The 10,877-nt window shown below is 68.8% G+C and carries 9 protein-coding genes and 1 pseudogene; 7 read left to right on the top strand and 3 right to left on the bottom strand.

All coding sequences use genetic code 11. From position 1 onward, the window contains the following. Positions 1-1,695 (bottom strand): annotated as a pseudogene (locus tag RMO30_RS04240) (DNA-directed RNA polymerase subunit beta); the annotation flags it as partial. A gap of 246 nt (positions 1,696-1,941) precedes the next feature. Here RMO30_RS04240 and RMO30_RS04235 point away from each other — a divergent pair. Genes RMO30_RS04235 through RMO30_RS04220 form a run of 4 tightly spaced genes read left to right on the top strand, consistent with a single transcriptional unit; the run spans position 1,942 to position 4,994 of the window. Continuing rightward, positions 1,942-2,805 carry a fused MFS/spermidine synthase gene (locus tag RMO30_RS04235; RefSeq protein WP_309709938.1) on the top strand — a complete coding sequence of 288 codons (864 nt, stop codon included), beginning with the start codon at positions 1,942-1,944 and terminating at the stop codon, positions 2,803-2,805. A 9-nt stretch (positions 2,806-2,814) separates the two neighbouring features. Continuing rightward, complete coding sequence (locus tag RMO30_RS04230) at positions 2,815-3,921, top strand: PQQ-dependent sugar dehydrogenase (RefSeq protein WP_309709936.1); 1,107 nt, start codon at positions 2,815-2,817, stop codon at positions 3,919-3,921. 2 nt (positions 3,922-3,923) lie between these two features. Beyond that, a complete protein-coding gene (locus tag RMO30_RS04225) occupies positions 3,924-4,424 on the top strand; it encodes a SprT-like domain-containing protein (protein WP_309709934.1) in 501 nt (166 codons plus the stop codon). Further along, positions 4,425-4,994 (top strand): CGNR zinc finger domain-containing protein, encoded by a 570-nt coding sequence (locus RMO30_RS04220; protein WP_309709931.1) that lies wholly within the window; start codon positions 4,425-4,427, stop codon positions 4,992-4,994. On the opposite strand, the gene RMO30_RS04215 is transcribed toward RMO30_RS04220, so the two are convergent. Continuing rightward, positions 4,972-5,190, bottom strand: a complete 219-nt coding sequence (locus RMO30_RS04215) for a hypothetical protein (protein WP_309709929.1) — start codon at positions 5,188-5,190, stop codon at positions 4,972-4,974. The two genes, RMO30_RS04220 and RMO30_RS04215, sit on opposite strands and share 23 nt — an antisense overlap. A gap of 31 nt (positions 5,191-5,221) precedes the next feature. On the opposite strand from RMO30_RS04215, the gene RMO30_RS04210 reads away from it, so the two are divergent. Next, the gene (locus RMO30_RS04210) at positions 5,222-5,695 is read left to right on the top strand and encodes a hypothetical protein (protein WP_309709926.1); all 474 of its coding nucleotides are present in this window, start codon (positions 5,222-5,224) and stop codon (positions 5,693-5,695) included. A gap of 143 nt (positions 5,696-5,838) precedes the next feature. Here RMO30_RS04210 and RMO30_RS04205 read toward each other — a convergent pair whose 3' ends face one another. Further along, complete coding sequence (locus RMO30_RS04205) at positions 5,839-6,381, bottom strand: NUDIX hydrolase family protein (protein ID WP_309709923.1); 543 nt, start codon at positions 6,379-6,381, stop codon at positions 5,839-5,841. A gap of 92 nt (positions 6,382-6,473) precedes the next feature. Here RMO30_RS04205 and RMO30_RS04200 point away from each other — a divergent pair, with 92 nt between their 5' ends. Then, a complete protein-coding gene (locus tag RMO30_RS04200) occupies positions 6,474-7,100 on the top strand; it encodes an alpha/beta fold hydrolase (protein ID WP_309709921.1) in 627 nt (208 codons plus the stop codon). A gap of 52 nt (positions 7,101-7,152) precedes the next feature. Continuing rightward, positions 7,153-10,877 (top strand): ATP-dependent helicase (locus RMO30_RS04195; RefSeq protein WP_309709919.1); only part of this gene is annotated, 3,725 nt, incomplete at its 3' end.

Genomic DNA, 10,877 nt, shown 5'->3' with positions numbered 1-10,877 from the left:
CATGTAGTTCACTTCGGACGGCGTCTTGAGCAGGATTTCACCACGCTCGCGGACGGTCGCCAGATCTTCGATCAGCGTGCCGCTGGCATCGACCGTCGCGTTGGCCTGCGCCACCACGAACTCGTTTTCTTCAATCGCCGACAGGTAATCGACCTGGTCGGTGATCTTCGAATCGATCACGCGGCGGAAGGGCGTCTCGATGAAGCCATAGTCATTGGTGCGTGCATACACGGCGAGCGAGTTGATCAGGCCGATGTTCGGGCCTTCCGGGGTCTCGATCGGGCAGACGCGGCCGTAATGGGTCGGATGCACGTCGCGCACTTCGAAGCCGGCGCGCTCGCGCGTCAGGCCGCCCGGTCCAAGTGCCGAGACGCGGCGCTTGTGGGTGACTTCCGAGAGCGGGTTGTTCTGGTCCATGAACTGGCTGAGCTGCGACGTTCCGAAGAACTCCTTGATCGCGGCGACGACGGGGCGCACATTGATCAGGGTCTGCGGGGTGATCGCTTCGATGTCCTGCGTGGTCATGCGCTCGCGAACGACACGCTCCATGCGGGACAGGCCGGTGCGCACCTGGTTCTGGATGAGCTCGCCGACCGCGCGGATGCGACGGTTGCCGAAGTGGTCGATGTCGTCGACGTCGAGACGGATGTCGACCTTCTTGCCGTCGCGAACACCCGGGAGGGTGGTCTGCTCGGCGTGCAGGGCGACGAGGTACTTGATCGTCGCGAGGATGTCCTCGAGCGTCAGCACCGAATCCTTCAGGCCCGCGTCGATCCCGAGCTTGCGGTTGATCTTGTACCGACCAACCTTCGCCAGGTCGTAACGCTTCGGGTTGAAGTAGAAGTTGTCGAGCAGCGCACGCGCGGCCTCGGCGGCAACCTGCTCGCCCGGACGGAGCTTGCGGTAGATGTCCTTCAGCGCCTCCTCCTTGGTGAGGATGGCATCCTTCTCAAGCGTGCCGGCGATCGACTCGTAGCCGGGGAAGGCCGCGAGGATCTCTTCGCTCGTCATGCCGAGCGCCTTGAGGAACACGGTGACCGACTGCTTGCGCTTGCGGTCGATGCGCACGCCCACCTGGTCGCGCTTGTCGATCTCGAACTCGAGCCACGCACCGCGGCTCGGGATGATGCGGGCCGAGTAGATGTCCTTGTCGGAGGTCTTGTCGTTCACGCGCTCGAAGTAGACGCCGGGGCTGCGCACGAGCTGCGAGACGACGACACGCTCGGTGCCGTTGATGATGAACGTGCCCTTCGCGGTCATCAGCGGGAAGTCGCCCATGAACACCGTCTGGGTCTTGATCTCGCCCGTCATGTGGTTCATGAACTCGGCGTTGACGTAGAGCGGAGCAGCGAACGTCTTGCCGCGCTCCTTACACTCGTCGATCGTGTACTTCGGCTCCTCGAGCTCGGGAGCCGAGAACGAGAGCTGCATCGTCTCGCCGAGGTCTTCGATCGGCGAGATCTCTTCGAAGATCTCGTCGAGACCGGTGGTCTCGGGAACGCCCGCGTCGCCGGCGGCCTTCGCGGCTGTCACCCGGGCCTTCCACGCGTCGTTGCCGACCAGCCAGTCGAAGCTCTCGGTCTGCAGGGCCAGAAGATCGGGCACCGTGAGGGTGTCGGCGATCTTGGCGAACGAGAGCCGCGATGCGGTGCGGCCGGTGATGAGGGACTTCTTAGACGTGCGCGCAGCAGCCAAGGGATACAACCTCCGTGAAAGCTCAGGCTTTCAGTTCAGGGTCGGTCGGATGGGTTTTTGCGCCAGAACCCTCTTCAAGCCGACCGCAATATGACGGCGAGAGTGGTTGACAGGCGCAAGGATCAACTATAGGGCTCAACTCGTCGACACGTCCAGCTATTCCTTGACTTCGATCCTCGATGGGTCTATAAGTCCCTCCTCCCCGGCCGCGGAGCGACCGGATGGGAGGATCGAAGGGTGGGTGACATCGCGGAGACGACACTGGCGAGCGGGCTGCACGCGGTCATCCGCGACGACCCGTTCACCCCGGGCAGCTACCTGCTCGTCGTCGACGGAACCCCCCAGTCGCACGTGAACCCCGACCGGCCCGAGGAGCTGTTCTTCGAGTACGTGAACCGCATGGGCCACGTCATCGACCAGCTGCCGGAAGGGCCGCTCACCGCCCTGCACCTCGGGGCGGGCGCACTCACCCTGCCGCGCTACCTCGAGGCGACCCGACCCGGTTCGCGGCAGCAGGTGCTCGAGCTGGAGCGCGGCCTTGTCGACCTCGTGCGCGAGCACCTGCCGTGGTCGAAGGCGGCGAGCATCCGTGTCCGCTACGGCGACGCGCGGGAGGCGCTCACCAAGCTGCCCACCGCGCTTACGGGCACCGCCGACCTCATCGTCGTCGATGTCTTCGGAGGCGCTCGCATTCCGGCGCACGTCACGAGCGTCGAGTTCTACGCCGAGGTCGCAGCGTTCCTCGCGCCCCAGGGCGTGGTGCTCGTCAACGTCGCCGACGGAGGGTCGCTCGCCTTCGCGCGCGGTCAGGGCTCGACCCTCGGTTACGTCTTCGCCGACACCGCGCTGCTCGCCGAATCCGCCGTGCTCAAAGGACGCCGCTACGGCAACTTCGTGTTCGTCGCGTCGAACGACGACCTGCCGATCGAGTGGATGCCGCGGCTGCTCGCGTCGGGACCGCATCCAGCGAGCGTGGTACGCGGCCGCGACCTGCGGGACTGGATCGCAGGAGCGACGATCGTGACCGACGCCTCCTCCACACCGTCGCCGCCACCGGCCCGCAGCATCTTCCAGGTGCGCCCCGGCCGCGGCGACACCGGCCCGACATAGGGTCGGGGCATGCGCCGCATCCTCCCGCTCGTCGCCTTCGCCACGACGCTCGCGCTCGCGGGTTGCGGCATGGCGAACCCGGTGACGGTGCCCGGCACGCCCGCCCCGAAACCGTCGGCGACCGTCGGCCAGGTGCAACCCGCGGGTGCGCCGTTCGATGTGACGACTGGGCTCGCGGCGCCGTGGTCGATCCTGCGCATCTCCGCCGATGACACGCTCATCTCACAGCGTGACGACGGCCGCATCCTCAGTGTCGCTGCCGATCGGTCGCCGGCCGAGGTGGGCGTCGTGCCGGGCGTCGCGTTCGGCGGGGAGGGCGGGCTGCTCGGGCTGGCGTATCTGTCGGCCGATGGCGACGCCTGGGTCTACGCCTACTTCACGGCGGCCGACGACAACCGCATCGTGCGAATGCCCTACGACGACGGTGAGCTCGGCGAACCGGAGGTCGTGCTCACCGGGATCGCGAAGGCCGGCAACCACAACGGCGGTCGCATTGCGTTCGGTCCCGACGGCATGCTCTACGCGACCGTCGGCGATGCCGCAGTGCCCGACCTCTCGCAAGACCCGGCATCGCTGAACGGCAAGATCCTGCGGATGACTCCCGAGGGCGACGTTCCCGACGACAACCCGACCGAGGGCTCACTCGTCTACTCCCTCGGGCACCGCAACCCGCAGGGCATCGCCTGGGATGCCGACGGGCAGCTCTGGGCAGCCGAGTTCGGGCAGAACACCTGGGACGAGTTCAACCGCATCGATCCGGGCGCGAACTACGGTTGGCCGGTCGTCGAGGGGCAGACCGGCGACCCCCGGTTCGTCGATCCGGTGTTGCAGTGGGCGACCTCCGACGCGAGCCCGAGCGGACTGGCCTATGTCGACGGAACCTTCTTCCTTGCGGCACTCCGCGGGGAGCGGGTGTGGGCGATCTACGTGGGTGACGATGGCTCCGCTGGAGCGACCCCGTGGTTCGTCGGAGAGTTCGGACGTATCCGGGATGTCGCAGCCGGCCCCGACGGGAGTCTCTGGTTCCTCACCAACAACACTGACGGGCGCGGCGACCCGCGCGACGGCGACGACCGTCTCATGCAGGTGCGGCTCGTACCGCTCGAAGAAGGCTAGGCATGGCCGATCTCGATCGCGTGCGGCGATGGGCGGATGCCCTCATCGCGTTGCACCTCGACGCAGGCTGGACCTTCGGGTTCGACCACGCGCGCACCCGGGCGGGGCTGTGCGACTACCGCGCGAAGCGCATCACGGTCTCGCGGCACCTCGCCGGGCGATACGAAGACGACGAGATCCACCAGGTGCTCCTGCACGAGGTGGCGCACGCACTCGCCGGGCCTGGGGCGGGGCACGGGCCGCGCTGGAAGAAGGTCGCCGCGGAACTCGGCTACGAAGGCAAGCGGCTGCATGGCGGCGCGATCGCCGACGACCTTGCGACCTGGATCGGCACCTGCCCGAACGGGCACGTGCACTACCGGTACCGCAAGCCGGCTCGGGCCCTGTCGTGCGCGAAGTGTTCGCGAAAGTTCGACACGCGATTCCAGATCGCCTGGCTCCACCGCGACGAAGCCGGTAACCGGCACACTGAGTTACATGAATCCGAGCTGCAAGGCGGCTGAGTGAGCACCGGGCAATGGCTGATCGCTCCGGAAGGCGTCAGCTGGTTCTTCGACGCCGGAGCCGACAGCCTCGATTTCGCGTCGGCGCCCGAGCCCGTGCACGCCCGCGACCTTGCCGAGTGGCTCGCCGCCCGCTACGAGCGACTGGATGCCACCGAGGCATCCGACCGCGACCTGACCGACGCGCTGGGTCTGCGCGCCGCGATCGACCGGCTCGCGACCGCAGCCGCCGACCGACAGTCGCTCGACCCCGACGACGTCGACACGATCAACCTGTTCGGCGCGACCCCCGACATCCCGCCCGCCCTCGCCGGCGGACGGCGACAGGCCGGAGCCGGGCGCATCCGCATCGGGCAAGCTCTCTCGACCCTCGCGCGCGACGCGATCACGATCCTGTCGGTCGAGCCCGAGCGCATCCGGCGGTGCGACGCCGACGACTGCCGCCGGGTCTTCCGCGACGAGTCGCGCACCGCGAACCGCCGTTGGTGTTCGATGCAACGCTGTGGCAATCGCGCGAAAGTGCGGGCGCATCGCGCCAGGCAGGCGGCTAGCTCAGCTCCCGGGCGCTGACGCCCAGTTCCTCCTGCCGCTGGAGGCACCACTGCGCAAACTCCGCCGCCTCGGCGAGCGCCGTCACCCTCGCGCCGGGAGGAACGGGCTCGGAACCGATCTCGTCGATCCAGGCCACGACATCCGCGTCGACAGCGACGCCCCACTCGAAACGCACCTGGTAACTCGTCTGACTGCGGGGCGCTGCCTCTTTCACGGATCGAGGCTAGCGGCGCAGACTGGGGGTCATGCGCGTGGTCCTTCGGCTCGAACTCGACGCCTACCCCGACGAGGTGTGGGCGATGTTGCAGGACCCGATCGCGCTCGGCGAGGTGGTCGCGCCGCTGATCGAGATCGAACCGGTCGGACACCGGCGATTTCCGCCGACCTGGAATTCCGGCGATCACCTGGTGCGCCTGCGGGTGTTCGGCATCCTGCCCCTCGGTGACCAGCGCATCCGGCTGTCGACGTCGCGGCGGGGCGGGGCACGGATCCTCGAGGATTCCGGCGGGCCGGTCTCGGGCGCGATCGGGCTCGTCAGGCACTGGCGGCACCGGATGGCGGTCTCACCGCTGCCGGACGGCCGAACCCTCTACCGCGACCGACTCGACATCTCCGCGGGAGTGGTGACCCCGTTCGTCTGGATCGGGGCGTGGGCGCTCTGGCAGTTCCGGGCCGTCGGCATTCGACGGGTCGCCGTCGCTCGCACGCACCGCAGGTGAGCCGCACCGCCCCGCGACTTGGGACGAAGTCGCGGGGCGGGCTCACCTAGGGAGAGTCTGAGGACTACCTAGGGCGGCTCGCGCCGAATAGCCACGCTACGTCGAGCACAGCAGGGTGTCACCGACCCAGTTCGGGGTGCGACTCAGGCCAGAACCCCCACCGACGCCAGGGCCGCGCGCAACAGGGTGCCGCGTCCGCCTTCCATCTCGGCGTGGATCTGCGGCGACGACGCCTCGGCGGGTGTCATCCACGACAGTTCGAGGGCATCCTGCCGGGGCTCGCAGGTACCCGTAACCGGCACCACGTAGGCGAGCGACACGGAGTGCTGTCGTTCGTCGTGAAAGGGGCTCAGCCCGGGGATCGGAAAGTACTCGGCGACCTGGAACGGCAGCGGGCTCGCCGGCAACTGCGGGAACGCGATCGGCCCGAGATCCTTCTCAAGGTGACGGAAGAGGGCATCCCGAATCGTCTCGCCGAACATCACCCGCCCCGACACGACGGTGCGCGTGATCGCGCCCTGCGGGTTCGCGCGCAACAACAGCCCGACGCTCGTGACCACGCCCATCCCGTCGACCCGCACCGGCACCGCCTCGACGTACAGCAGCGGGATGCGGCGCCGCACCTCGGCCAACTCCTCGTCGGAGAGCCAGGACGAGTTCGGGTCGGGTGTGCCCACAGAGCTCATGCTCCCCATTGTTGCTGCCTCTCGGCTATTTGCCCGAAATGGCTGACCTTCGTTGCGAAAGGTCAGCCATTTCGGGCAGATAGCCTCGTGAGATGCCGATCGACCCCGAGCACGTGATGTGGAGCAGCCCGGAGCGCGAGCGCGCGGGGCGGCCTCACCTGATCCTGTTGCACGGCTACGGCAGCCACGAAGGGGACCTCTTCCAACTCGCGCCGTACCTGCCGCTGAACTTCGTGATCGCCGCACCCCGCGCGCCGCTGCCGCACCCGATGGGGATCGGCTACTCGTGGTTCCCGCTCGATGACGGGATCGAGGGGACCGACGTCGACCAGGCCGCCGATGAACTCGCCGACTGGATCGAGGAGATTGCGGGCAAGGCGTCGCGGGTCGGCATCCTCGGGTTCTCGCAGGGCGGATGCGTGGGACTTCAGGTGCTGCGCCGTCGGCCGCGGGTCGCTGACGCCCTCGTCATGCTCGCCAGCGCGCGGCATCCCGAGGACGATCCGGGTGACGCCACGATGGCCGCCCGTCGGCCGCCGGTGTTCTCGGGGCGCGGCACCGCCGACGAGGTCATCCCGGCCTGGCGGTTCGCGGATACCGCCGACTGGTTGCCGGAGCACTCGCGCCTCACCGAGCGCATCTATGAGGGCCTCGGGCACTCCGTGTCAGATGCCGTGCTTCAGGATGTCGTCGCCTTCCTCGACGTCGAGTTCGGCTGACCTCGGCTGACGAACCCGGGCGGTTGACGGCGGTTCCGACGAGGATGTGAGGATGCACGCTGCGCTCGAGCGCTTCACTCCCGCCACTCGGGAGTGGTTCTCGGGCGCGTTCCCTGAGCCGACTCCGGCGCAGTCCGGGGCGTGGGAGGCGATCGCGTCGGGGCGTCACGCGCTCGTCGTCGCGCCGACCGGATCCGGCAAGACCCTGAGCGCATTCCTCTGGTCACTGGACCGGCTTGCGGCGACCTCGAAGCCCGACGACCCGAAGCGCCGCACCCGCGTTCTGTATATCTCGCCGCTCAAGGCGCTCGGCGTCGACGTGGAGCGCAACCTGCGGGCGCCGCTCGTCGGCATCTCGGCGACGGGTCGGCGTCTGGGCCAGGAGGTTCCGCCGATCGCCGTCGGGGTGCGCTCGGGCGACACCACCTCCGCCGACCGGCGCCTGCTGCAACGCGAGCCTCCCGACATCCTCATCACGACGCCCGAGTCGCTCTACCTGATGCTCACGAGCGCCGCCCGCGAGACCCTCACCGGTGTCGAGACGGTGATCGTCGACGAGATCCACGCGGTGGCGGCGTCGAAGCGCGGCGCGCACCTCGCGGTCACGCTCGAACGATTGGATGCCCTCCTCGAGACGCCTGCGCAACGCATCGGGCTCTCGGCGACGGTGCGCCCCATCGAGGAGGTGGCACGATTCCTCGGCGGTGTCGCGCCGGTGACGATCGTGCAGCCTCCCGCGGCGAAGACCTTCGACCTGCGGGTCGTCGTGCCGGTTGAGGACATGACCGAGCTCGGGGTTCGGTCGACCGAGCCGGTGGCACCGGGTCCGGGTGAACCCGAAGAGACCGGGCTGCAGTCGGCCGGTTCGATCTGGCCCCACGTCGATCGGGCCGTCGTCGAGCAAGTGCTCGAGCACCGGTCGACGATCGTGTTCGTCAACTCGCGCCGCCTCGCCGAACGCATCACGGCATCCATGAACGACGTCTACGCCGAGATCGCTGAGGGCCTCGTCCTCAGCGGGTCGAGTGCCGCCGAAGGCGGTGTATCGAGACCGCCCGCACACGTCATGGGCCAGTCGGGAGCGACCACGGGTGCACCGCCGGTGTTGGCGCGCGCGCACCACGGCTCCGTCAGCAAGGAGCAGCGTGCCGAGATCGAGGATGCGCTCAAGTCGGGCACTCTGCGCTGCGTCGTGGCGACCAGTTCGCTCGAACTCGGCATCGACATGGGTGCCGTCGACCTGGTCATCCAGGTCGAGACCCCGCCCTCCGTCGCGTCGGGTCTGCAGCGGGTTGGGCGCGCCGGGCACCAGGTGGGCGAGATCTCGAAGGGCGTGCTCTTCCCCAAGCACCGGGCCGACCTGCTCGGCACGACGGTGGTGAGCGAGCGGATGCGTACCGGGCTGATCGAGGCGATCGCGGTGCCGCAGAATCCGCTCGACATCCTCGCCCAGCAAACGGTCGCCGCCGTCGCGCTCGACACGATCGAGGTCGAGGAGTGGTTTGAAACCGTGCGGCGTTCGGCACCGTTCGCGACGCTCCCCCGCAGCGCGTACGAGGCGACCCTCGACCTGCTCGCCGGGCGCTATCCGTCGGATGAGTTCGCCGAACTGCGCCCGCGCATCGTCTGGGACCGCGTTGCCGGCACGATCGCTGGGCGTCCCGGGGCGCAGCGGCTGGCCGTCACCAGCGGCGGCACGATTCCCGATCGGGGGATGTTCGGCGTCTTCATCGTCGGCACCGAAGATGGCGCGAGAAGAGTGGGGGAACTCGACGAAGAAATGGTCTACGAGTCGCGCGTCGCGGATGTCATCGCCCTCGGGGCGACGAGCTGGCGTATCGAAGAGATCACCTCCGACCGGGTACTCGTGACCCCGGCGTTCGGGCAACCCGGCCGCGTGCCGTTCTGGAAGGGCGACGGACTCGGCCGCCCCGCGGAACTCGGCCAGGCGATCGGGGCGTTCACGAAAGACCTGGCGGCAAAACCGAAGGGCATCGAAGACCGGCTGCGCGCGAGTGGTCTCGACGAGTGGGCCGTGCAGAACCTGATCCGGTTCGTCGAGGAACAGAAGCAGGCGACCGGCACGGTGCCGACTGACACGACCCTGCTCGTCGAACGGTTCCGCGACGAGCTCGGCGACTGGCGGGTCGTGCTGCACTCTCCTTACGGGATGCCGGTACACGCCCCGTGGGCCCTCGCGGTCTCGGCCCGCATCCGCGAACGCCTCGGGGTGGAAGGGTCGGCGATGGCGGGCGATGACGGCATCGTCGTGCGACTGCCCGAGACGGATGCCGACCCGCCCGGCGCCGAACTGTTCCTGTTCGAGCGGGAGGAGCTCGAAGAGCTGGTGACCCTCGAAGTCGGTGGGTCGGCGCTGTTCGCCTCGCGATTCCGCGAGAACGCCGCGCGTGCCCTGCTGCTCCCCCGTTACAACCCGGGCCGCCGCAACCCGCTCTGGCAGCAGCGGCAGCGCAGCGCACAGCTGCTGGATGTCGCGCGCAAGTACCCGACGTTCCCGATCATCCTCGAGACGGTGCGCGAGGTGCTGCAAGACGTCTACGACCTCCCCGCCCTGGCAGAGCTGACGACCAACATCGCGAACCGCTCCGTGCGCCTCATGGAAGTCGAGACGACATCCCCGTCGCCCTTCGCCCGCAGCCTGCTGTTCGGCTACGTCGCCGCGTTCATGTACGAGGGGGACTCCCCGCTCGCCGAGCGCCGCGCCGCCGCCCTCTCCCTCGACCCGACGCTGCTCGCCGAACTGCTCGGCCGCGCCGAGCTACGCGAACTGCTCGACCCGAAGGTGATCGAGCGGACCGAACTCGAACTGCAACGCCTCGACCCCGAACGCCACGCGAAGGATGTCGAGGGCCTGGTCGACCTGCTCCGCCTCCTCGGCCCCCTCAGCACGGCCGAGCTCGCCCTCCGCACCACCCCACGCCTAGATCCAGCCGCGCGCAGTCAGACCCAGATCGAAGGGGGTCCGACCGCGCCGGGCTGGATCAAAGCAGAGATCGAACGCCTCGCACGCAGCAACCGGGTGATCCGCGCGACGATCGCGGGCGATGCCCGCTGGGCGGTCGTCGAGGATGCCAGTCGGTTGCGGGATGCGCTCGGGGTGCCGCTGCCCATCGGGGTGCCGACGGCGTTCCTCGATCCGGTCGACGATCCGGTCGGCGATCTCGTATCGCGGTACGTCCGCACCCACGGACCCTTCACCGCGCAGGATGCCGCCGACCGGCTCGGACTCGGCGTCGCCGTGGTAACCGACGTGTTGCGCCGCTTCGCGGCCGACCGTCGCGTTGTCGAGGGCGAGTTCCGCCCGGGGGCCACGGGGATCGAGTGGGTGGATGCCGAGATCCTGCGTCGACTGCGGCGGCGCTCGCTCGCGGCCCTGCGCTCCGAAGTCGAGCCGGTGCCGCAGCGCGCGCTCGGCCGGTTCCTACCGACCTGGCATCGCTTCGGCGATCTGCGCGGAGTCGACGGGCTCGTGGCCGCGATCGACCAACTCGCCGGGGTGGCCCTGCCGGCGAGCACGTGGGAGAGCATGGTGCTGCCGAGCCGGGTGCGCGACTACAGCCCTTCGATGCTCGATGGGTTGACGACATCCGGTGAAGTGCTCTGGTCGGGTCGTGGTGAGCTTCCGGGCGGCGACGGCTGGGTCGCGCTGCACCTCGCAGATGCGGCACCCCTCACCGTGTTCGAGCCGAACTTCAGCGAGCAGGGCGACCTGCACGGGCGCGTCATCGACGTCCTCGCCGGCGGTGGGGCGTTTTT

Source organism: Pseudolysinimonas sp., assembly GCF_031389465.1.
GTDB lineage: Bacteria > Actinomycetota > Actinomycetes > Actinomycetales > Microbacteriaceae > Pseudolysinimonas_A.
Note: the sequence above shows the minus strand (reverse complement) of the source record. Positions and strands in the feature narration are given on the sequence as shown.

Bases quoted from the DNA above. Each gene is read 5' to 3' on its own strand.
- RMO30_RS04205 (WP_309709923.1), bottom strand. From the start codon at position 6,381: ATGAGCTCTGTGGGCACACCCGACCCGAACTCGTCCTGGCTCTCCGAC.
- RMO30_RS04230 (WP_309709936.1), top strand. From the start codon at position 2,815: ATGCGCCGCATCCTCCCGCTCGTCGCCTTCGCCACGACGCTCGCGCTC.
- RMO30_RS04210 (WP_309709926.1), top strand. From the start codon at position 5,222: ATGCGCGTGGTCCTTCGGCTCGAACTCGACGCCTACCCCGACGAGGTG.
- RMO30_RS04225 (WP_309709934.1), top strand. From the start codon at position 3,924: ATGGCCGATCTCGATCGCGTGCGGCGATGGGCGGATGCCCTCATCGCG.
- RMO30_RS04200 (WP_309709921.1), top strand. From the start codon at position 6,474: ATGCCGATCGACCCCGAGCACGTGATGTGGAGCAGCCCGGAGCGCGAG.